Source organism: Mycobacterium sp. NGS69, assembly GCF_059812165.1.
Map to the genome: position 1 here is coordinate 117,712 of NZ_JCALCD010000009.1, position 22,003 is coordinate 139,714.

The 22,003-nt window shown below is 70.6% G+C and carries 19 protein-coding genes; 14 read left to right on the top strand and 5 right to left on the bottom strand.

The genetic code is table 11. The features are described from left to right. Complete coding sequence (trmB, locus tag AC5Y2S_RS24360; RefSeq protein WP_499903274.1) at positions 1 to 807, bottom strand: tRNA (guanosine(46)-N7)-methyltransferase TrmB; 807 nt, start codon at positions 805 to 807, stop codon at positions 1 to 3. A gap of 158 nt (positions 808 to 965) precedes the next feature. On the opposite strand from trmB, the gene AC5Y2S_RS24365 reads away from it, so the two are divergent. From AC5Y2S_RS24365 to AC5Y2S_RS24375, 3 genes are all read left to right on the top strand, one after another. Further along, positions 966 to 2,009, top strand: coding sequence for a hypothetical protein (locus tag AC5Y2S_RS24365; protein ID WP_499958876.1), 1,044 nt, complete (start codon positions 966 to 968; stop codon positions 2,007 to 2,009). Then, the gene (locus AC5Y2S_RS24370) at positions 2,006 to 3,517 is read left to right on the top strand and encodes a hypothetical protein (RefSeq protein WP_499958878.1); all 1,512 of its coding nucleotides are present in this window, start codon (positions 2,006 to 2,008) and stop codon (positions 3,515 to 3,517) included. The genes AC5Y2S_RS24365 and AC5Y2S_RS24370 overlap by 4 nt, the downstream gene beginning before the upstream one ends. Positions 3,518 to 3,700: 183 nt before the next feature. Then, complete coding sequence (locus AC5Y2S_RS24375) at positions 3,701 to 5,527, top strand: phosphoenolpyruvate carboxykinase (GTP) (protein ID WP_499958880.1); 1,827 nt, start codon at positions 3,701 to 3,703, stop codon at positions 5,525 to 5,527. Here AC5Y2S_RS24375 and soxR read toward each other — a convergent pair. Next, on the bottom strand, positions 5,524 to 5,997 hold the full coding sequence (soxR, locus tag AC5Y2S_RS24380) for a redox-sensitive transcriptional activator SoxR (RefSeq protein ID WP_499902826.1): 474 nt from the start codon (positions 5,995 to 5,997) through the stop codon (positions 5,524 to 5,526). The two genes, AC5Y2S_RS24375 and soxR, sit on opposite strands and share 4 nt — an antisense overlap. A 62-nt stretch (positions 5,998 to 6,059) precedes the next feature. On the opposite strand from soxR, the gene AC5Y2S_RS24385 reads away from it, so the two are divergent. The 4 genes from AC5Y2S_RS24385 to AC5Y2S_RS24400 are packed head-to-tail and all read left to right on the top strand — an operon-like array spanning position 6,060 to position 10,323. Next, complete coding sequence (locus tag AC5Y2S_RS24385; protein ID WP_499958882.1) at positions 6,060 to 6,773, top strand: SDR family NAD(P)-dependent oxidoreductase; 714 nt, start codon at positions 6,060 to 6,062, stop codon at positions 6,771 to 6,773. After that, on the top strand, positions 6,770 to 7,801 hold the full coding sequence (locus tag AC5Y2S_RS24390) for an S-adenosylmethionine:tRNA ribosyltransferase-isomerase (protein WP_499958884.1): 1,032 nt from the start codon (positions 6,770 to 6,772) through the stop codon (positions 7,799 to 7,801). The genes AC5Y2S_RS24385 and AC5Y2S_RS24390 overlap by 4 nt, the downstream gene beginning before the upstream one ends. Positions 7,802 to 7,834: 33 nt before the next feature. Further along, positions 7,835 to 9,349 (top strand): fatty-acid--CoA ligase FadD4, encoded by a 1,515-nt coding sequence (gene fadD4, locus AC5Y2S_RS24395; protein WP_499958886.1) that lies wholly within the window; start codon positions 7,835 to 7,837, stop codon positions 9,347 to 9,349. A gap of 2 nt (positions 9,350 to 9,351) precedes the next feature. After that, complete coding sequence (locus tag AC5Y2S_RS24400; RefSeq protein WP_499959001.1) at positions 9,352 to 10,323, top strand: enoyl-CoA hydratase/isomerase family protein; 972 nt, start codon at positions 9,352 to 9,354, stop codon at positions 10,321 to 10,323. Here the strand turns inward: AC5Y2S_RS24400 and AC5Y2S_RS24405 are convergent. Both AC5Y2S_RS24405 and AC5Y2S_RS24410 read right to left on the bottom strand, forming a co-directional pair. Further along, positions 10,308 to 10,724 carry a CD225/dispanin family protein gene (locus tag AC5Y2S_RS24405; protein WP_499958887.1) on the bottom strand — a complete coding sequence of 139 codons (417 nt, stop codon included), beginning with the start codon at positions 10,722 to 10,724 and terminating at the stop codon, positions 10,308 to 10,310. The two genes, AC5Y2S_RS24400 and AC5Y2S_RS24405, sit on opposite strands and share 16 nt — an antisense overlap. A 77-nt stretch (positions 10,725 to 10,801) precedes the next feature. Next, the gene (locus AC5Y2S_RS24410; RefSeq protein WP_499958888.1) at positions 10,802 to 11,968 is read right to left on the bottom strand and encodes an acyl-CoA dehydrogenase family protein; all 1,167 of its coding nucleotides are present in this window, start codon (positions 11,966 to 11,968) and stop codon (positions 10,802 to 10,804) included. Between the two features lie 9 nt (positions 11,969 to 11,977). Here AC5Y2S_RS24410 and AC5Y2S_RS24415 point away from each other — a divergent pair, with 9 nt between their 5' ends. From AC5Y2S_RS24415 to AC5Y2S_RS24425, 3 genes are read left to right on the top strand one after another with little or no spacing between them, the layout of a single operon-like run. Beyond that, positions 11,978 to 12,985, top strand: a complete 1,008-nt coding sequence (locus AC5Y2S_RS24415) for a MaoC family dehydratase (protein WP_499958889.1) — start codon at positions 11,978 to 11,980, stop codon at positions 12,983 to 12,985. 25 nt (positions 12,986 to 13,010) lie between these two features. After that, entirely contained in the window at positions 13,011 to 14,201 is a 1,191-nt protein-coding gene (locus AC5Y2S_RS24420) for a CoA transferase (RefSeq protein WP_499958890.1), read from the top strand. Next, on the top strand, positions 14,195 to 15,499 hold the full coding sequence (locus AC5Y2S_RS24425) for an amidohydrolase family protein (protein WP_499958892.1): 1,305 nt from the start codon (positions 14,195 to 14,197) through the stop codon (positions 15,497 to 15,499). The genes AC5Y2S_RS24420 and AC5Y2S_RS24425 overlap by 7 nt, the downstream gene beginning before the upstream one ends. Before the next feature lie 7 nt (positions 15,500 to 15,506). Here the strand turns inward: AC5Y2S_RS24425 and AC5Y2S_RS24430 are convergent, their stop codons facing one another. Continuing rightward, the gene (locus AC5Y2S_RS24430; protein WP_499958893.1) at positions 15,507 to 16,433 is read right to left on the bottom strand and encodes an alpha/beta hydrolase; all 927 of its coding nucleotides are present in this window, start codon (positions 16,431 to 16,433) and stop codon (positions 15,507 to 15,509) included. Positions 16,434 to 16,637: 204 nt separating this feature from the next. Here AC5Y2S_RS24430 and AC5Y2S_RS24435 point away from each other — a divergent pair, with 204 nt between their 5' ends. The 4 genes from AC5Y2S_RS24435 to AC5Y2S_RS24450 are packed head-to-tail and all read left to right on the top strand — an operon-like array spanning position 16,638 to position 21,963. Continuing rightward, positions 16,638 to 18,743, top strand: coding sequence for a molybdopterin oxidoreductase family protein (locus AC5Y2S_RS24435; RefSeq protein ID WP_499958894.1), 2,106 nt, complete (start codon positions 16,638 to 16,640; stop codon positions 18,741 to 18,743). Next, complete coding sequence (locus AC5Y2S_RS24440; RefSeq protein ID WP_499958895.1) at positions 18,740 to 19,093, top strand: molybdopterin oxidoreductase; 354 nt, start codon at positions 18,740 to 18,742, stop codon at positions 19,091 to 19,093. The genes AC5Y2S_RS24435 and AC5Y2S_RS24440 overlap by 4 nt, the downstream gene beginning before the upstream one ends. A gap of 6 nt (positions 19,094 to 19,099) precedes the next feature. Next, a complete protein-coding gene (gene nirB / locus AC5Y2S_RS24445) occupies positions 19,100 to 21,616 on the top strand; it encodes a nitrite reductase large subunit NirB (RefSeq protein WP_499958896.1) in 2,517 nt (838 codons plus the stop codon). Further along, positions 21,613 to 21,963 carry a Rieske (2Fe-2S) protein gene (locus tag AC5Y2S_RS24450; protein ID WP_499958898.1) on the top strand — a complete coding sequence of 117 codons (351 nt, stop codon included), beginning with the start codon at positions 21,613 to 21,615 and terminating at the stop codon, positions 21,961 to 21,963. Before nirB ends, AC5Y2S_RS24450 begins: the two co-directional genes overlap by 4 nt. Positions 21,964 to 22,003 lie beyond the last annotated feature (40 nt).

Genomic DNA, 22,003 nt, shown 5'->3' on the forward strand with positions numbered 1-22,003 from the left:
CTATCGCCTACTCCAGATGAACTCGTTCACGGCGCTGCCCGCTTCTTGGGCCTTGGTCTCGTACTTGGTGGTGGGGCGCACGACCGAGATCGGCAGCCGGCTTCCCGGCTGGACGCGACGAAGCCGGGGTTCCGCATCGCCGGCCTCGGCGATGTGCTCGGCGTAGCCGGGATGGTCGGTCGCGGCGTGCAGGACACCACCAGGGAGTAACCGGTCGGCGATCAGGCCAATCGTGCTCGGCTGCAGGAACCGGCGCTTGTGGTGACGGGCCTTGGGCCAGGGATCGGGAAAGAAGACGCGCACCCCGGTCAGCGAACCCGGCGCGATCAGGCGGTCCAGCACGTCGATGCCGTTCCCGCGGATCAGCCGGATGTTGCCGACCTGCTCGCGGTCGATCGCGGACAGCAGCTGCGCCAGGCCCCGCCGGTAGACCTCCACCGCGATCACGTCGACGTCGGGCTCGTCCTTTGCCATCGCGAGGGTGGATGTGCCGCTGCCGCAACCGATTTCGAGCACCACCGGGGCGTGGCGGCCGAACCATGCGCGGGTGTCCAGCGGTTCCGGGCGCGGCGGAGCTCCGGCCGGGGGAGGGCCGACCGAGATGCCCAGTTTCGGCCACAGCCGCTCCCAGGTCTGGCGCTGGGCCTCCGAAAGCGCGGAACGCCGCGACCGGAAACTCGTGGCCGGCAGGCGGCGATGTTCGGGGCCAGGCGGTTCTCCGGTCTGCAGGCCAGCCTCCACTCCCACCGGCGCGCCGGGACACGTCCCGACCCCGGGTTGCGCATGCATTTGTCCATGGTGGCCCATGAACCTCCGATGTAGCCGCCCGTGGTCCAGATTGATACCCAACAGTTGCCTTCGGCTGGTAGCGGTGGCTCGCATCTCGATGACGCAGATGCCACCATTCGGTGAGGCCCGACTGGCCGCCCGGCAAACGGACGCCCGTCGGATCGAACGGGTAGGACATGACGGGACAAGGGCACAGGATTTTCGTCGACGAGCTGGCGCGCTTTGCCGCCGGCCGCGCCGACCCGCGCCTGGCGGCGATCGCCGAGCGGGCCGGCGCGCCGCTACGCGTGGCCGTCCGCGGCCGCCGCGGGGTGGGTCGCCGCACGGTGGCCCGCGCCCTGGACCGCGCCGGGGCCGGGCGCGGGATCACGGCGACGGCGGCGCCGGCGGCGGGTGCCGACGTGGTCGTCTATGTCACCGCCGAGGTGATCAAGCCCGAGGACGCCGACGCTGTCGCCGCCGCCGGACGCCCGGTGCTGGCCGTGCTGAACAAGGCCGACCTGGCCCGGCTGTCCGGCAGCGCCCGCAACACGCGGTTCGCCGCGCTCGTCGGGGCGCCGATCGCGCCGATGAGCGGTCTGCTCGCGCTCGCCGGGCTGGACGGTCTGGACGCGGCGCTGTGGGCGGGGCTGCGGGCGCTGGCCGCCGACCCGGCGGGCGCGCGCTGTCTGGACGGCTCCTACACCGGCTTCCTCGCGGCGGACCTTCCGGTGCCGACCGACGTGCGCCTGCGCCTGCTGGAGACGCTCGACCTGTTCGGCACCGCGCTGGGCATCGCGGCGGCCCGGCAGGGCGGGACCCCGCCGCAGGCCCGAGCCCTGCTGCGCAAGCTGAGCGGCGTCGACGCGGTCGTGGACAACATCGCGGCGATCGGCGCGGAGGTGCGCTATCGGCGGGTGCTGCGGGCCGTCGCGGAGCTGGAGGCGCTGGCCGTCACGTGGGGCGAGGCCAGCGAGGTGATCAGCGGCTTTCTGTCCCGCGACGACACGGTGGTCGCCCGGATGGCGGCCGCGGTCGACCTGGCCGAGGCCGCCGGGTTCGACCCCGGCGGCGACGAGCCCGCGGACCCCCTGCCCCGGGCGGTGCGCTGGCAGCGCTACAGCCTTGGCAGGCTGGGACCGGTGAGTGGTCTGCAGCGCGCCTGCGGCGCGGACATCGCCCGGGGATCGCTGCGGTTGTGGTCGCAGGCGTGCGGGTCGCCGCTTGGGGAGCCACTGTGAGCGGCGACGATCCGGCCGCCGAGGTCGACGCGCTGGTGGCGGCGATCGGGCCCCGGCTGGATTCACCCGGCATCAACCGGCGCGACGTGGTGTTGGTGACCGGCCCGTGGATGGCCGGCGTAACCGCCGTGGTGTCGGCGCTGCGCGAACGGCTGTCGCAGCACAAGTTCGTCGAATCGGCGGATCTTGGACCCGGCGACGCGCCGGTCGCGGTGGTCTTCGTCGTCTCCGCGGCGGCGCAGTTGACCGGATCCGACTGCGCGCTGCTGGACGCCGCTGCCGAGCACACCGACGTCGTCGTCGGCGTGGTGTCCAAGATCGACGTGCACCGCAACTGGCGCGACGTCCTCGCCGCCAACCGCGACACCCTGGCCGCGCACGCGCCGCGGTACGCCCACGTGCCCTGGGTCGGTGCCGCCGCCCTGCCCGACGTGGGCGACCCGAGCGTCGACGATTTGGTGCGCACGGTCGACGAGCAACTCGCCGCCCCCGACATTCCGCGGCGAAACAGGTTGCGCGCCTGGGAATCCCGGCTGCAGACGGTCGCCCAGCGCATCGACCGCGACGCCGAGGGCGCCGGGCGGCGGGCGCGGGTCGACGCGCTGCGCGAGGAGCGCAGCGGGGCCCTGCGGCAGCGGCGGCAGGCGAAAACCGAGCGCACCATCACGCTGCGCGGCCAGATTCAGCAGGCCCGCGTCCAGTTGTCCTACTTCGCGCGCAACAGGTGCTCGTCGGTGCGAACCGAGCTGCAAGAGGACGCCGCCGGCCTGTCCCGGCGGAAGATGGCCGGCTTCGGTGAGTACGCGCGCGGCCGCGTCGACGAGGTGGTGGCCGAGGTGAGCGAGGGAACCGGCACCCACCTCGCCGAGGTCGCGCAGGTGCTGGGTGTGCCGGTCGCCCTGCCCGGCGTCGATCAGCTACCGACCGTCGAGGTCCCGCCCCCGCCTCTGAAATCCCGGCGGCACGAAACCTGGCTGATGATGCTGCTGGGCGCCGGCTTCGGGCTCGGTGTGGCGTTGACCCTCAGCCGGCTGGTCGGCGGGCTGGCCGCCCGGCTCAGCCCCGCCCTGGCCGCGGCGGGCGCGGTCGGCTGCGTCGCCGTCGGGGTGGCGGTCACGTTCGTGGTCATCCACATCCGCGGACTGCTGCGCGACCGGTCGCTGCTGGACCGCTGGGCCGCCGATGTGACGTCGTCGCTGCAGTCGACGGTGGAGGAGTTGGTGGCGACCCGGGTGCTGGTCGCCGAGTCGCTGCTGAGCACCGCGCTGGTCGCCCGCGACGAGGCGGAGAACGCGCAGGTGGCCGACCAGGTCAGCGCGATCGACAGCGAACTGCGCGAGCACGCGATCGCGGCGGCGCGGGCGGCCGCGGTGCGCGACCGGGAGATGCCGACCGTGCAGGCCGCCCTGGACGCCGTGCGTGCAGAACTGGGACAACCGGGTATACCCCAACCCGACGGCGAAAACGATGAACCGGTTTCAGGGAGCGAGAATGGCGACGACGCGTGACGTTCGGCCCTGTTTCTGAATCGTTGTTGTGAGAAGGCTTATACCCGCCCGAGACCTCTCCGACAAGTAGCTCACGATAACCTGTAGCTAACGCCACCATGTGAACAGTTGTGTGGGCGAGGGCATAGCAAGGCAACTCAAATACGAGCCGAGTAAGCAGGCAGAAGAATCCAGGAGACTTCGATGACTTCAGCGACCATCCCCGGTTTGGACACCGCGCCCACCAATCACCAGGGGCTGCTGTCCTGGGTGGCGGAGGTCGCCGAGCTGACCCAGCCCGACCGGGTGGTCTTCGCCGACGGGTCCGACGAGGAGTGGCAGCGGCTCACCGAGCAACTCGTCGCGGCGGGCACGTTCAAGCGGCTGAACCCCAAGGAGTACCCCAACTCCTTCCTGGCGCTGTCCGACCCCTCCGACGTGGCGCGTGTGGAGTCGCGGACCTTCATCTGCTCCGAGCGGCAGATCGACGCCGGCCCGACCAACAACTGGATGGACCCGGCCGAGATGCGGTCCACCATGACGGAGCTGTACCGCGGCTGCATGCGCGGCCGCACCATGTATGTGGTGCCGTTCTGCATGGGCCCGCTGGGCGCCGACGACCCCAAGCTGGGCGTGGAGATCACCGACTCCGAATACGTCGTCGTCTCGATGAAGGTGATGACCCGGATGGGCAAGGCGGCCCTGGAGAAGATGGGCGACGACGGCTTCTTCGTGAAGGCGCTGCACTCCGTCGGGGCCCCGCTGGAGCCGGGCCAGAAGGACGTGGCGTGGCCGTGCAGCGAGACCAAGTACATCACCCACTTCCCCGAGACCCGCGAGATCATGAGCTACGGCTCCGGCTACGGCGGCAACGCACTGCTGGGCAAGAAGTGCTACTCGCTGCGCATCGCCTCGGCGATGGCGCACGACGAGGGCTGGCTCGCCGAGCACATGCTGATCCTCAAGCTGATCTCCCCGGAGAACAAGGCGTACTACTTCGCCGCGGCGTTCCCGTCCGCGTGTGGCAAGACCAACCTGGCCATGTTGCAGCCGACCATCCCGGGCTGGCGCGCCGAGACGCTCGGTGACGACATCGCCTGGATGCGGTTCGGCAAGGACGGCCGCCTGTACGCCGTCAACCCCGAGTTCGGCTTCTTCGGGGTGGCGCCGGGCACCAACTGGAAGTCCAACCCCAACGCGATGCGCACCATCGCCGCGGGCAACACCGTCTTCACCAACGTCGCGCTCACCGACGACGACGAGGTGTGGTGGGAAGGCCTCGAGGGCGACCCGCAGCACCTCACCGACTGGAAGGGCAACGACTGGTACTTCCGCGAGACGGAAACCAATGCGGCCCACCCGAATTCGCGGTACTGCACGCCGATGTCGCAGTGCCCCATCCTGGCGCCGGAGTGGGACGACCCGCAGGGCGTGCCGATTTCGGGCATCCTGTTCGGCGCCCGCCGCAAGACCACGGTGCCGCTGGTGACCGAGGCCCGCGACTGGCAGCACGGCGTGTTCATGGGGGCGACCATGGGCAGCGAGCAGACCGCCGCCGCCGAGGGCAAGGTCGGCACCGTGCGCCGCGACCCGATGGCCATGCTGCCGTTCCTGGGCTACCACGTCGGCGACTACTTCCAGCACTGGCTGGACCTGGGCAAGAACTCCGACGAGTCCAAGCTGCCGAAGGTGTTCTTCGTCAACTGGTTCCGCCGCGGCGAGAAGGGCGAGTTCCTGTGGCCCGGCTTCGGCGAGAACAGCCGCGTGCTGAAGTGGATCGTCGACCGCATCGAACACCGGGCGGGCGGCCAGGACACCCCGATCGGCATCGTGCCGACCCCCGAGGACCTGGACCTGGACGGCCTCGACGCGGACGCCAACGAGGTCGCACAGGCGCTGGCCGTCCGTGCCGACGAGTGGCGCGAGGAACTGCCCCTGATCGAGGAGTGGTTCGAGTTCGTCGGCGACAAACTGCCGACCGGCGTCAAGGACGAGTTCGAGGCGCTCAAGCAGCGGCTCGCCGAGTCCTAAAGTTTTGCACCCGTAGCCGGGCGTCGCAGCGATCTCGGCAGGTACACCGCGCCCGCTCCGGCGCCGGCCGCCAGGTCGCCCGGATTGGAGATCGCGCAGCGCTTCAGTGACAGGCAGCCGCAACCGATGCACGAGTCGAGGTTGTCGCGCAACGCGATCAACCCGGCGATCTGGTCGTCCAGCCGTGCGCGCCAGGTCTTCGACAGCCGGGCCCAGTCGGCGCGGGTGGGGGTGCGGCCGTCGGGCAGGGTCGCCAGCGCGTCGGCCACCTCGTCGAGGCTCAGCCCGACGTTGCGGGCGGCCTTGATGAACGCCAGCCGCCGCAGCATCTGCCGTTCGAACCGGCGCTGATTGCCCGACGTCCGGGTCGCCGTGATGAGCCCCTGGCTCTCGTAGAAGCGGATCGCCGAGGCGGCGAAGCCGCTGCGGCGCGCGATCTCGCTGACGGTGAACAGATCCCGCTTGTCCATTGTCGGCCTTCTCGAATTGGAGACTTGACTTAAAGTTTACTTCAACTATCAGTATGGGCGCTATGACTCGATCGCAACCAAGCCCCGTCGCCATCGTCACCGGCGCGTCCCGCGGTTTCGGCCGGGCGGTGACCGCCGCCCTGCTCGACCGCGGGTGGGCCGTCGTCGCCGACGCCCGCCGCACCCATGAACTCAAAGCAACTGTTGCAGAGCTGAATTCGGATCGACTGATCGGATTACCCGGCGACGTGACCGACGCGTCGCACCGTGACGCGCTGCTGACCGCCGCGCTCGGGGCCGGCCCCCTTGGCCTGCTGGTTAACAACGCCAGCCGGCTTGGGCCCAGCCCGCAGCCGGCGCTCGCCGACTACCCGGTCGGCGATTTGCGGGACGTATACGAAACCAACGTGTTCGCCCCGATGGCGCTGATCCGGGCGGCCCTGCCGGCGCTCGCCGACAACGCGGGGGCGATCGTCAACCTGTCGTCCGACGCCGCCGTCGAGCCGTACGCCGGGTGGGGCGGCTACGGGTCGTCCAAAGCCGCGCTGGATCAGCTGTCGGCCGTCCTGGCGGCCGAGGCTTCGGCCATTGCCGTCTACGCCTTCGACCCGGGTGACATGCGCACCGAGATGCACCAGGCCGCGTTTCCCGGTGAGGACATCTCCGATCGCGCCGAGCCCGAGTCGGTCGTCCCGGCCCTGCTGCGCCTGCTGGAAAGGCGGCCGCCCGCCGGTCGTTACCGGGCCGCGGAGCTGTTGTCCGGTGCGCTGTCATGATCGACTTCCACCGCCCCCCGGGCTCCGACGCCAGCGAGCCGCCCGAAGCCCGCGGCGTCGCGCGCGACGCGGTCAGGCTGCTCGTCGCCCGCCCGGGCCGGGTCAGCCACGCCCGCTTCGCCGACCTCGGCGAGTACCTGCAACCCGGCGATCTGCTGGTGGTGAACAACTCCGCCACGATGCCCGCCGCGGTCGACGGCCGCCGCGACGGGCGGGACATCGCCGTGCACTTCTCGACGGCGCGCGGCGACAAGGAGTGGGTGGTGGAACTGCGGCCCGCGGCCGACGCCACCGGACACCTCACCGATGTGCGGCCCGGCGAACGCGTCGACATGCCCGGCGGCGCGGCGCTCGTCATCGGGTCGTCGTATCCGGAACCCGGGGCCGAGGGCGCGCGACTGTGGGCCGCCCGGGTGATCCTCGAGGGCGACCTGGGGGCCTACCTCGCGCGGCACGGGCGGCCGATCCGGTACGCGTACGTGCCGCGGGAATGGCCGCTGCGTTACTACCAGACCGTGTTCGCCCGGTCCGCCGGCAGCGCCGAAATGCCCAGCGCCGCCCGGCCTTTCAGCACCGAGCTGGTGACCGCCCTGGTCTCCGCCGGGATCGGGATCGCGCCGATCACGCTGCACGCCGGGGTGTCGTCGGCCGAAGCGGGCGAGGCGCCGACCCCCGAGCTGTTCGAGGTGCCGGCGCCCACCGCGCGGGCGGTGAACTCGGCGCGCGCTGCCGGCAACCGGGTGATCGCCGTCGGCACCACGGTGACGCGCGCGCTGGAGTCGGCCGCGAACGCTGCCGGCGTGGTCCGCGCGGCCGTCGGCTGGACCGACCTGGTGCTCGGCCCGCACCGCCCGTGCCGGGTGGTCGACGGCCTGATCACCGGGTGGCATGACGCCGGCGCCTCGCACCTGCTGCTGCTGGAGGCCGTCGCCGGCCCCGACCTGGTCGCGGCGGCCTACCGGGAGGCGGTCGCGCGCGGCTATCTGTGGCACGAGTTCGGCGACAGCGCCCTGCTGCTGCCCTCATGACAGGTGTCAACCCGGGCGTCGTACAGTCGGCGCATGCAGATTCGCCACCATGTCGGCGCCGACAAGCCCGCCGTGATCCTGTACCCGTCCGGGACGGTCGTCACCTTCGACGACCTGGAAGCCCGCGCCAATCGACTGGCGCACCGGTTCCGCCAGGCCGGCCTGCGCGAGGGGGACACCGTCGCGATCCTGATGGAGAACAACGAGCACATCCACGCGGTGATGTGGGGGGCCCGCCGCAGCGGTTTGTACTACGTGCCGATCAACACCCACCTGACCGCGGCCGAGGCCGCTTACATCGTCGACAACAGCAACGCCAAGGCGATCATCGGTTCGGCGGCGCTGCGCGACACGCTGGTGCAGTTGGGTGACCATCTGCCCGGGCTGCCAGAGCTGCTGATGATCGCCGACGGCGACCTGCCGGGCTGGGAGCGCTACCCCGAATGCGTTGCGCACCAACCGGACACGCCGATCGACGACGAGATCGAGGGCGACCTGCTGCAGTACTCGTCGGGCACCACCGGCCGGCCCAAGGGGATCCGGCGCGACCTGCCGCATCTCCCGCCCGCCGAGGCGCCCGGCATGATGTCGGCGCTGGTCGAAGTCTGGATGTCCCCCGACTCGATCTATCTGAGCCCCGCCCCGCTGTACCACACCGCGCCGTCGGTGTGGTCGATGAGCGCGCAGGCCGGCGGCATCACCACCGTCGTGCTGGAGAAGTTCGACGCCGAGGGCACGCTGGACGCCATCCAGCGCTACCGTGTCACGCACGGCCAGTTCGTGCCGGCGATGTTCACCCGCATGTTGAAACTGCCTGCAGCCGTTCGTGATTCGTACGACCTGTCCAGCCTCAAGCGCGCGATGCACGCCGCGGCCCCGTGCCCGGTGGAGATCAAGAAGCAGATGATCGACTGGTGGGGGCCGATCATCGACGAGTATTACGCCTCCTCCGAGGCGATCGGGGCGACGTTGATCAGCGCCGAGGAGTGGCTGGCGCATCCGGGTTCGGTCGGCAAACCGTACCTGGGCGCGGCTCACATCCTCGGCGAGGACGGCACCGAGCTGCCGCCGGGCCAGCCCGGGGAGATCTACTTCGAGGGCGGGCACTCCTTCGAATACCTCAACGATCCGACGAAAACTGCCGCCTCGCGCGATACGCACGGCTGGGTGACCGTCGGCGACGTCGGCTACCTCGACGAGGAGGGCTACCTCTACCTCACGGACCGGCGCCACCACATGATCATCTCCGGCGGGGTGAACATCTACCCGCAAGAGACGGAGAACCTTCTGGTCACCCACCCGAAGGTGTTGGACGCGGCGGTCTTCGGCGTTCCCGACGACGAGATGGGTCAGCGCGTCGTGGCGGCCGTGCAGACCGTCGACCCGGCCGATGCCACCGATCAGTTCGCCGACGAACTGACCGGATGGCTGCGGGACCGCCTGGCGCACTACAAATGTCCGCGCTCGATCGCCTTCGAGGCGCAGCTGCCGCGCACCGACACCGGCAAGCTCTACAAGAACGGGCTGATCGAGAAGTACTCGGTGTGACGCTGCGCGTCGTCGATCTGAGCGGGCCGCCGCAGCCCGATGATGATGCGCTGCCCGGTGTGCAGGTCGCCGTTGGGCCGGTCGCGGACGCCGACGAATCATTGCTCGATCGCGCCACTTTCACGCTGACCGAGGACCCGTGCCCGGATCGCCGGGTGGTCACCGTCGACTCGGTGCCCGACGCCCTGGCCGAGCTCACCGAGCGTTGCGACCGGTGGCCGCACGCCAGCGCGGTGTGCGACGACGTGCTGCGCGCGATCGACCCCGGCGGCCCGACGCTGGCCGGGGTGGTGACCGAATCGCTGGCCTACTCCACCCTGCAGGCCGGCCCGGAGTTCGCGCGGTGGCTGGCCGAACGCGGCCCGGCCCGCGTGCCCGACATCGCCGAGCCAGTGCTCGCGCGGCGTGACGGCGACACCCTGCGGATCACGTTCAACCGGCCGCAGCGCCACAACGCGTTCTCCACCGATGCGCGGGCCGCGCTGCTCGAGGCGCTGACCGTCGCGCTGCTGGACCCGTCGGTGACCGGGATCGTGTTGGGCGGCAACGGCCCATCGTTCGGGAGCGGCGGAGACCTGGCGGAATTCGGCACGTTCGCCGACCCGGCGAGCGCGCACCTGGCCCGCACCCGGCACAGCCCCGCGCTGGCCCTCGACGCGCTGACCGCGCGGCTCGGGCCGTCCTGCCGCGCCCGGGTGCACGGCCGGGTGATGGGCAGCGGGCTCGAGATGGCGGCCTTCTGCGGATGGATTGAGGCGCGCGATGATTCGGTGTTCGGGCTACCCGAATTGGGCCTGGGCCTGATCCCCGGCGCCGGCGGCACCGTCAGCGTCACCCGGCGCATCGGCCGGTGGCGCACCGCGTACCTGGTGCTGTCCGGCCGGACGATCGGCGCCGACACCGCTCGGGAGTGGGGGCTGGTTGACGCGACTTACGTTGGCGCCCAAGGCGTCAAAGCTCAGAAGCCCGAATAGGTGGTGGTGGTCGTGGACGGCAGGTTCGAGACGGCGACCGCGAAGACGAAGGCGTACAGGATGCCGATGATGACGAAGGCGGCCACGCCCGCGATCGCGCCGATGATGGCCCACTTCTTCGCGCTGTCGGCCGCGGACTGCGCCTCGGCGTACCGACCCTGGGTCCACAGCCCGGACACCTTGGTGGAGTACACGATCGAGACGATCCCGAACGGCAGGCAGCACAGCACCGTCACCAGGATCGCCCAGACGAGATAGTTGTCCGGCTCGCGCTGGGCCGGCCAACCCGACTGCGGGGCCGGATATCCGGGCGGCGGCGGTGGCGGCTGGCCCTGCCACGCCGGCGGCTGCTGGCCCTGCCATTCTGGGGAACCCTCATAGGGCCCTGGGGGATAACTCATGGCAGCTGCCTCTCTTTGCTGGCGCCGAAGTCAGGCAAATATACAGCAAACCCGAGCGTCAATTCGGGAGGTACGCGTCAGATCCCGCCCCGGGCAACGAGCTGCGCGGCGATCACGTTGCGCTGGATCTCGTTGGTTCCCTCGCCGACGATCATCAGCGGGGCGTCGCGGAAGTAGCGTTCGACGTCGTACTCGGTCGAGTAGCCGTAGCCGCCGTGGATGCGCACGGCGTTCAGCGCGATCTCCATCGCGGTCTCGGAGGCGAACAGCTTGGCCATTCCGGCCTCCATGTCGGCGCGTTCGCCGCTGTCGTAGCGCTCGGCGGCGTAGCGGGTGAGCTGTCGGGCGGCGGTGAGCCTGGTCGCCATGTCCGCCAGATAGTTGCCAATCGACTGATGCTTCCAGATCGGGTGCCCGAAGCTTTCCCGCTGCTGCGCGTAGGCCAGCGCGTCCTCGAGCGCCGCCGTCGCCACGCCCAGGGCGCGGGCGGCCACCTGGATGCGGCCCGTCTCGAGCCCCTTCATCATTTGCGCGAAGCCCTCGCCCACCCGGCCGCCCAGCACCGCCGACGCCGGCACGCGGAAGTCGTCGAACGACAGCTCGCAGGACTCCACGCCCTTGTAGCCCAGCTTGGGCAGGTCCCGCGAGACCGTCAGGCCCGGCCCGTGCTCGACGAGCACTATCGAGATGCCCGTGTGGCGCGGCGTGGCGTTCGGGTCGGTCTTGCACAGCAGCGCGATCAACCCGGACCGGCGCGCGTTGGAAATCCAGGTCTTGGAACCGTTGATGACCAGATTGCCGGAGCCGTCCGCGACGGCGGTCGTCGTCATGTTCTGCAGGTCCGAGCCGCCGCCGGGCTCGGTCAACGCCATGGTGGCCCGCAGCTCGCCGGTGGCCATCGGCGGCAGGTAGGCCCGCCTCTGCTCCTCGGTGCCGAAGAGCGTCATCAGCTTGGCCACCACGGTGTGCCCGCCCATCGCGCCGGCCAGGCTCATCCAGCCGCGGGCCAGCTCCTCGGTGACCCGCACGTAGCAGGGCATCGACACCGGCGAGCCGCCGTACTCTTCGGGGACGGCCAGGCCGTAGATGCCGATCCGCTTCATCTGGTCGATCCACGCCTCGGGGTAGGCGTTGGCGTGCTCGACCTCGCGGACGCCGGGCTTGACGTCGCGGTCGACGAACGCCCGCACCGTCGCGACCAGCATGTCCTCGTCGTCGTTCAGCTCACTGCCCACGTGTGCCATATTGGCCCCGTGACTTTTGCGCATGTAAGGGAGGGCGGCCCGTACTTCGACGATCTGTCGGTCGGCGAGGTCTTCGACTGGGCTCCGGCGATGACGCTCTCGGCGGGGATGGCGGCCGCGCACCAGGCGATCGTGGGGGACCGGCTGCGGCTGGCCTGCGATGCGGTGCTGAACACCGCCGTGACGGGCGTGCCGGGGCCGCTGGCCCACCCGGCGCTGGTGTGCGACGTCGCGATCGGCCAGTCGACGCTGGCCACCCAGCGGGTCAAGGCCAACCTGTTCTACCGCGGGCTGGTGTTCCACCGGTTTCCCGTCGTCGGCGACACCATCTACACCCGCACCGAAGTGGTTGGGCTGCGGGCCAATTCACCGAAGCCGGGCCGGGAGCCGACCGGAATGGCGGCGCTGCGGATGATCACGATCGACCAGGCCGACCGGCTGGTCCTCGACTTCTACCGGTGCGGCATGCTGCCGGCCAGCCCGGGCTGGAATCCCGAGAACGCGCCCGCCGACGATCTGTCGGCCGTCGGCGCCGACGTGCCCGGCCCGGCCCACGATCCGACCGCGCAGTGGGACGCCGACGTGTTCCGAGACAAGGTGCCGGGCCCGCATTTCGACCCCGGCCTTGCGGGCGCGGTGCTGCGCAGCACGGGCGACGTGGTCAGCGGTGCGCCCGAACTCGCCCGGCTCACCCTGAACATCGCTGCCACCCATCACGATTCGCGGGTCGGCGGGCGCCGGCTGGTGTACGGCGGACACACCATCGGGCTGGCGCTCGCGCAGGCCAGCAGGCTGTTGCCCAACCTGGCGACGGTCCTGGGCTGGCAGTCCTGCGATCACACCGGCCCGGTGCACGAGGGCGACACCCTGTACAGCGAGCTGCACGTCGAGACCGCCCGGCCGACCGGCCAAGGTGGGGTGCTGGGGCTGCGGTCGTTGGTCTACGCGGCCGGCGATGCGCCGGGCGCGCCCGACCGGCCGGTGCTGGACTGGCGGTTCGACGCGCTGCATTTCTGAGTCGCGCCGACAAGCCGAGCGCACAATGGGGGGCGTGAGTTCGCCCTCGTCGAGCTGGGGTAGCAGCGGGCTGGCCTGCCTGACGGGCCTGCCCGACGGGCCGCCCGACTTCTCCCGCGCCAACGTCCTGGCCCGCGCCGAGGAGGTGGCCACGGCCGTCCGCCGCCGAACGGGCGTCCCCATCGACCCCGCCGCGCTGCTGGCCGGGCGGGCCGGGCTGCTCGGGTTGACGCGCCGCGGCCGGGTGTCGGCGGGCGGCGCCACCCGGTTGCTGCCGGCCCGCGATGGCTGGTGCGCAATCACGCTGTCGCGCCCCGACGACGTCGCCGCCGTCCCCGCGCTGCTGGAGATCGAAGCGGGCGGCACCGATCCGTGGCCGGCGCTGCAGCGCTGGGCCGCAACGCGTCCGGTGTCCGCCGTTACGGAGCGGGCGGGGTTGCTCGACATCCCGGCCGCCGCGCTGGGTGAGGTCGCCGCCGCGTCGCCACAGGTGCGGCACCTGGGCTTCCGGGCGCACCCGCGCGAGTTGGCCGGCCTGCTGGTGGCCGACCTGTCCTCGATGTGGGCCGGACCGCTGTGCGGGCAGCTCCTGGCGCGCGGCGGGGCGACCGTCGTCAAGGTGGAGAGCCCGCGCCGCCCGGACGGCACCCGGGAGGGCAACCGCGCCTTCTACGACTGGATGAACGGTGAGAAGCTTTCCTACTGTGTGGATTTCGACCGGCAGTCCGGCGAGCTGCGCGAACTGCTCGGCGTCGCCGACATCGTGATCGAGGGCTCGCGTCCCGCGGCGCTGCAGCGGCGGGGGCTCGGGCCGGATCACGTCGCGCCGCGAACGGGCCGAATCTGGTTGCGCATCAGCGGATACGACGACCTCAGGCCGGCGTTCGGCGACGACGCCGCGGTGGCCGGCGGCCTGGTCGGTACCGCCACCGACGGCCCGGTGTTCTGCGGCGACGCCATCGCCGACCCGCTGACCGGTCTGGAGGCGGCCCTTGCGGTGCTCGAATCGCTGCGCCGAGGCGGCGGCGAGTTGATCCACGTGTCCATGGCCGCGGTCGCCGCGACGCACGCGGCCTTACCGACCGAAGCGTCGACCGCGCCGTACCCGGCGCCGCCGCCGCGCGCGCCGACGGTCCTCGGCGAGGCGCCCGCCCTCGGCGCCGACAATGACGCCGTGCGCCGGATGGTCTCCGAAAGGCAGTGCCTACCATGCTGATTCACCGCGCCACCCTGCTCGACGGCCGGACGGTCGACATCCGCGTCGGCGCGCAGATCGACGAGGTGGGCGACGGGCTGGTCGCCAGTGAAGGGGAGGGCGTGCTCTACGCCGGGGGCGGAACCGTGCTGCCGGGGCTGCACGATCACCATGTGCACCTGCGCTCGGCCGCGTCGGCGCTGGATTCGTTCTTCGTCGGGCCGCCCGGGGTCAGCACCAAAGAACAACTGACGCAACTTCTTTCGAATGCGACCCCGGGCCCGGACGGGTGGATTCGCGCCGTTGGGTATCACGAGTCCGTCGCCGGCGAGCTGGACCGGGCGGCCCTCGACGCCGTCGTGCGCGACGTTCCGGTGCGCATCCAGCACCGCAGCGGCGCGCTGTGGATCCTCAATTCCGAGGCGCTGGGCCGGGTCGGCCTCCCCGACCACCCCGACGGCCGCCTGCGCAGCGCGGACCGCGGGTGGTCGGACGCGCTGGCGCAGCGCGAAACCGACCTGGCCGAGCTCAGCCGCCGCATCACCGCGACCGGCGTCACGGGTGTCACCGACGCCACCCCCGACCTGGGCGCCGACGACATGGTCGCGCTGCTGGTCGCGCACCGACGCGGCGAATTTCGGCCGCGGCCAAGCTTTCTGGCGCCCGGCAAGAAGATCCTGCAGGACGATCGCCTCGACCTGGACGCCCTGACGGCGTGGATCGCCGACCAGCACGGCGACGGCCGCCCCGTCGCGGTGCACTGCGTCACGGCGGCCCAACTGGTGGTCACCATCGCGGCCCTGCGCGCCGCCGGTAGCCACCCGCTGGATCGCATCGAGCACGCCGCCGTGGTGCCCGACGACAACCTGGCGGACCTGGTGGAGCTCGGGGTCACGGTGGTGACGCAGCCCAACTTGGTCGCCGAGCGCGGCGACCAATACCTCGCCGACGTCCCCGCCGCCGAGCACGCTCAGCTGTGGCGGGTGGCGTCGCTGCTGGACGCATCCGTGCCGGTGGCGTTGTCCACCGACATGCCGTTCGGCCACGGGGACCCGTGGACCGCGATGCGGGCCGCGGTGCACCGCACCACGCCGAGCGGTGCTGTGCTCAACGCGAACGAATGTGTCTCGGCGCTAACGGCTTTGACTATGTTCCTGGGCCGCCCCGACTGCCCGGGCCGGCCGCGGTCAGTCGAAGCCGGCCAGCCGGGCGACCTCTGCGTGCTGACCGAGCCGCCGGCCACCGCGCTGGCCGAGCTGGACGCCGGCATGGTGGCCGCCACCGTCATCGGCGGCGAGCTCGTCTACTTCGCCATGTAAGCGGCGCTCAGGCGGCCGGGACGAGCGCGGCGCGCAAGCTCTCGCACTGGCTGTCGAAAAATCGCCGCGACACTAGGGCTTTGCGTGCCACCACGTCGAAGCCGTGGAACGCGCCCGGCACCACCTCGACGTGGCACGGCACCCCCGCTTCGGTCAGGCGCCGGGCGTAGGCCAGGTCCTCGTCGTGGAACAGGTCGTGCGTGCCGACCCCGATCCACGCCGGCGGCAACCCGTTCAGGTCCTCGCGGCGGCCCGGGACGGCGACCGCCGGGTCGCCGCCGCCGAGGTAGGCGTTCCAGCCGAACCGGTTACTGCGGGTGCTCCACAGGCGGTGGTTCGGGCTTGCGCCGGCGGCCGAACTCCGATCGTCCAGCATCGGATACGCCAACACCTGGAATGCGGGGCTCACCTCGCCGCGGTCGCGGGCCAGCAGCGCCAGCGCCGCCGCCAGGCCGCCGCCCGCGCTGGCGCCGGCGATCGCCACCCGGTCGCGGTCCACGGCGGGTAGCTCCGCCAGCCAGGCCAGCGCCGAATAGCAGTCCTCCAGCGCCGCGGGATACGGATGTTCGGGCGCCAGGCGGTACTCCACCGACGCGACGGTCATGCCCAGCCTCGAGCTGAACCGGCGGCACACCCGGTCGTCCTGCTGCGCCGTGCCGATCACGTAGCCGCCGCCGTGGATCCACAGCAGCGCGGGGTGGGGGCACCTCCCGCTTGCGGGGGAGGGTTCGGTCGCACCGGGGGGCCGGAACAGCCGGACGCCGGCCCCGGATCCCAGGGTGATCACCTCGACACCCGCGGTCGCGTCGGCTTTGCGGCGCCCCGTCAGGCCGCCCATGGCCCGCATCACCGGCAGGCTGCGGGGGCCGATCAGGTGCCGCGGGGCGAGGCGCGCGATGCGGCGCAGGTCGGGGTGAACGTCGTCGTTCGGCATCGGTCAAGTATCGCCGGGCCGAAAGCACACGCCGCGCAGGGGCCCGTGATCCCGCGGTAGTCGTGCGGACAATCGGCGGAAATGCCGTGGAAACACTGCCGACGTACCTTCGGTGGTAAGCGCCGATCGGGAGGCGACATGGGAGGTACATCCAGCCGAGCCGGCCAAGTGCGTGCCGGCTCACCTGCTAAGCGGTGATCGCCAATGGCGTTGGCGCCGGCGAAGACTCACTGCCCGTACTGCTCTTTGCAGTGCGGGATCACCCTCGACGCGTCGCGTGGGCAGGTCGTGCTCGCGCCGCAGGAGGGCTTCCCGACCAATCGCGGTGGGCTGTGCGCGAAAGGCTGGACCGCGGCCGAGCTGCTGGCGCACCCGGACCGGCTGACCACCCCATTGGTTCGCGACGAGCGTGGTGCCGCGCTGCGTCCGGCCACCTGGAACGAGGCGCTGGAACGGATCGTCGCCGCCTTCCACACGACGCAGCGGGATTACGGCCGCGACGCGGTCGGATGTTTCGGCGGCGGCGGCCTGACCAACGAAAAGGCCTACCAGCTCGGCAAGTTCGCGCGCGTGGCGCTGCGCACCTCGGCCATCGACTACAACGGCCGGTTTTGCATGTCCTCGGCGGCCGCGGCGTCGAACCGCTCGTTCGGCATCGACCGCGGGCTGCCGTTTCCGCTCGCCGATATCGCGCACGCCGACGCGATCCTGCTCGTCGGCGGCAACCCCGCCGAAACCATGCCGCCCGCGATGCAGCATTTCGACGACGGCCGGGCCAAGGGCGCCAAGCACATCGTGGTGGATCCGCGGCGCACGGCGACGGCGGCGCGGGCCGACCTACATCTGCAGCCCGTCCCCGGAACCGACCTGGCGCTGGCCAACGCCATGCTCAACGTCATTGCCCGCGAGGGCCTTATCGATCGCGACTACATCGCCGAACGGACCACCGGATTCGAGGCGGTGCGCCGCGCGGTGCGGCTGTACTGGCCGGACCGGGTCGAACGGATCACCGGCGTGCCCGAGGGCGACATCGTGGCCGCGGCGCGAATGCTGGCCGCGGCCGACCGCGCGATGGTCCTGACCGCGCGCGGCGCCGAGCAGCACAGTTCGGGCACGGATACCGTGCAAGCCTTCATCAACCTGGCCCTGGCACTGGGACTGCCGGGCCGCCCCCATAGCGGGTTCGCGACGATCACGGGCCAGGGCAACGGTCAGGGCGGTCGCGAACACGGGCAGAAGTGCGACCAGCTGCCCGGCTACCGCAAGCTCGACGACCCCGCCGCGCGCGCCCATGTCGCGGGGGTGTGGGGAATCGACCCGGCGGACATGCCGTGGTCGGGACGGTCGGCCTACGAACTGCTCGACGGCATCGGCACACCCGGCGGCGTACGCGCGCTATGGGTCATGGCCTCCAACATCGTTGTCTCGGCGCCCAATTCGCTAGAAATCGCGGACAAAATGAAGGAACTGGACTTCCTGGTAGTGTCCGATATCTTCCTGTCCGAGACCGCCGAGCTGGCCGACGTGGTGCTTCCGACGACGCAGTGGGCCGAAGAGTCGGGGACCATGACCAACCTGGAAGGCCGCGTGATCCTGCGGCGGGCGGCGGTCGCGCCGCCCGGACAGGTGCGCGGCGACCTCGACGTCATGGCCGACCTCGCGAAGCGAATAGGGGCACACGGCTTTTCGGCCGACCCGCAAGAGGTTTTCGAGGAGCTCACCCGCGCGAGCCAGGGCGGCAAGGCCGACTACCGCGGGATCAGCTACGAAAGGATCGCGACCGGCGACGGTGTGTTCTGGCCCTGCCCGTCGCCCCTGTACCCCGACACCCCTCGACTGTTCACCGCGGACTTCCCGACGCCCGACCGCCGGGCCCACTTCCATCCCGTCGAGCAACGGGAGGCGCCCGAATCCCCGGACGACGAATTCCCGTACTACCTCACGACGGGCCGCGTGTTGCGGCATTACCAATCCGGGACCCAAACCCGCAGGGTTGTCGCGCTTGCCGAGGCCGAGCCGGAGCCGATGGCCGAGCTGCACCCGACGCTGGCGCGACGCCTTCGTATCAACAGCGGCGACAAGGTTCGGTTGAGGACCCGCCGGGGCGAGGTAGCGATGACGGCGCGGACGAACCCCGGGATCCGCCCGGACACCGTCTTCGCGCCGTTCCACTGGGGCGGGGCGGCGAGCATCAACCGGCTCACGAATCCGGTGCTTGACCCACATTCCCGGATGCCCTCCTTCAAAGCCTGCGCGGTCGCCGTGGCGCGTGCAGACGCAGCCGATTCACCGAAGGGAGATGAGACATGAGTGATGGCAGCACCCCTCGATTCCTGCAGGGAGCGTTCGCCTTCGACGGCAAGGGGTATGAGTCGCCGTCCCTGCTGGACGCGTCGCTGCGCTATGCCGTGCCGGCCGGGGCCATCACCCAGCCCGTCTATTTCCGCGGCGGGAACAGCACCGACGAGCTGGTTACCATCGTCCTGATGCGCGACGGCGCCCCGATGCGGTACTTCCCGGTCGGGGCCAAGGACGCGGTGCACGTGCCGCTCCGGGTCGTCGAAGACCTGATCGCCGACACCGTCCTCGAGGTGTTCGTCGCCGCCCCCGACGGCCTGAGCGGCACGGTGTTCGTCGACATCGGCCTCGTTGAGATCTGAGTCGCCATGGCTACATTGGTGCAACCCGAAACCAACGGCCATAGGGTCGGCCTGGCCAAGCTGGTGGTCGTCGGCAACGGCATGGCGGGGGCGCGCGCGGTGGAGGAGATCCTCGCCCGCGGTGGCAATGAACTGTTTGCCACCACCGTCTTCGGCGACGAACCGTACGGGAATTACAACCGGATCCTGCTGTCCAACGTGCTGGCCGGGTCCGACGATGCGGGCGAGATCTACCTCAATCCGCTGGACTGGTACGCGCAGAACAACATTGAGCTGCGGGCGGGGGTGCGCGTCGTGCGCATCGACCCCTTCGCGCACCTGGTGTACGCCGACGACGGCACCACCGTCCGCTACGACAAGCTGATTCTGGCTACCGGCAGCAGGTCGTTCTTCCCGCCCGTCGAGGGCATCTGGCAGGACGACAAGACCTTGGCGCGCGGCGTTTTCGGCTTCCGCAGCCTCGACGACTGCGGGGCGATGATCGAATTCGCCAAGGGCCGAAGCAAGGCGGTCGTCGTCGGCGGCGGGCTGCTGGGATTGGAAGCGGCACGGGGCCTGCAGAATCGGGGACTGCACGTCGGCGTCGTGCAGGGCGGCCCCACCTTGATGAACGCCCAACTCGACGACCAGGGCAGCGCCATCCTGCGCCGCCTGGTGGAGGCGCTGGGCATCGAGGTGCACACCGGCAAGAAAACCGTCAGGATGCTCACCCTGGACGGCTTGCCGTCGGCGATCGAATTCGACGACGGCACCCAGCTGCCGTGCGACATGGTGGTGATGGCGGCCGGTATCCGTCCCAACGTCGGGCTGGCGCAGCGCGCCGGGCTGACCGTCGAACGCGCTATCGTCGTCGACGACCAGATGCGTTCGATCGACGACGACGACATATACGTGGTAGGCGAGTGCGCGCAGCACCGCGGGCAGGTTTACGGGCTCGTGGCCCCGTTGTGGGAGCAGGCCGGTGTGCTCGCCGATCACTTGACGAGTGCCAATCCCCGTGCCGCATATCATGGTTCACGCACGGCCACCAAGCTGAAGGTGGCGGGGGTCGACGTGGCGGCGATGGGTCTGAAGGGACCCGAGCGCGACGACGACGAATTCGTGCAGTATTCCGAACCCAAGCACGGCGTGTACAAGACCGTGGTGGTTCGCGACGACAAACTGGTCGGTGCCACCCTGGTGGGCGATGTCAGCAAGGTGGCCTTCCTGATGCAGGCCTTCGACCGTGGGCTTCCGCTTCCACCCGAACGGATCTCGCTGATGTTCGACATCGGCACCCCCGACGCGGCGACCGGCGCGGCCGAATTGGCGGACGACGCCCAGGTGTGCAACTGCAACGGCGTGAGCAAGGCCGCGATCGTCCGCTGCGTCAACGACGGCCAGACATCGCTCGCCGGCGTGATGGCGGCGACGCGTGCCGGCAAGGGTTGCGGCTCGTGCAAGGGACTGGTCGCCCAGATCGTCGAGTGGGCCGCCTCCGAAACCGGCGCCGCGATTTCCGAAGACGAGCGGGCCAATTGGTACGTGCCGGGGATCCCCTATGAGAAACCGGAATTGATGCGGCTGATCCGCGAGCTCGAGCTGCACTCGGTGTCGTCGGTGTTCGCCGCGCTGGCGCCGGAAGGCCGCGAGGACGCCGGCTCGAAAATGGCGCTCGCCTCGTTGCTGGACATGATGTGGGGCCACGAGTTCGTCGATGAGCGCGACAGTCGCTACATCAACGACCGGGTCCACGCCAACATCCAGCGAGACGGCACGTTCTCGGTGGTCCCGCAACTCAAGGGTGGGGTGACCAACTCCGAGCAGCTGCGCAGGATCGCCGACGTGGCGGACAAGTACCAGATTCCGATGATCAAACTCACCGGCGGCCAGCGAATCGATTTGCTCGGGGTGCGCAAGGAGGACCTTCCGGCGGTGTGGGCCGACCTCGGGATGCCGTCCGGCTACGCGTACGGCAAGAGCTTCCGAACCGTCAAAACGTGTGTGGGAAGTGACTTCTGCCGCTACGGGCTGGGCGATTCCACGGCGCTGGGCATCGCGATCGAGGAGAGGTTTCAGGGCCTGCCCAGCCCCGCGAAGATGAAGCTGGCGGTGACCGGGTGTCCCCGCAACTGCGCAGAGGCCCTGTGCAAGGACGTCGGCGTCGTCGCGATCGAGGGTGGGCAATGGCAGATCTACGTCGGCGGTGCGGCCGGCTCACACGTCCGCAAGGGCGATCTGCTGGCGACGGTGGATACCTCCGACGAGGTCATCGCGTTGACGGGTCGGTTCCTGCAGTACTACCGGGAGAATGCCAACTGGTTGGAACGAACCTACGACTTCGTGCCGAGGGTGGGCATCGAGCGGATCCGCTCGATCGTGGTCGAGGATGGTGAGGGCATCGCGGGCGAGCTCGACGCGCGCATGCAGAAGTCGGTGGATTCCTACCGCGATCCGTGGGCCGAGAGCCGAAAAGCGGCCCCGCCCAACCAGTTCCGCTCTTCGCTGCCGCTGATCCCGCTGCCGCAGGTGCCGGTGCGATGACCGAGATCCGGTTGGGCCCGGTCGGCGACATCCCGGTCGGAGAAAGCCGCGCCTACGCGGTCGGAGACCGGCAGATCGCGGTCTTCCGCCTCAGGGACGGCTCGCTGCGCGCCCTGGACGCCGTATGCCCGCACCGGGGTGGTCCGTTGGCGGACGGACTGGCCGACAGCCGGATCGTCGTCTGCCCGTTGCACGGCTTCACCTACGACTTGGCGACGGGCGAAGAGGTGGGCAGCGCCGGCGCGCCGGTCACCGCCTACCAGGTGCGCGCCGACGACGCCGGCACGATCTGCGTTCGCCCGGGCGATCAACCGCAACGAATCGGGGCGGCGCCATACCCGGCCTAGCTATCGTGGCGGCGTGAGCACGCTGGTGTCCCGGTTGGTC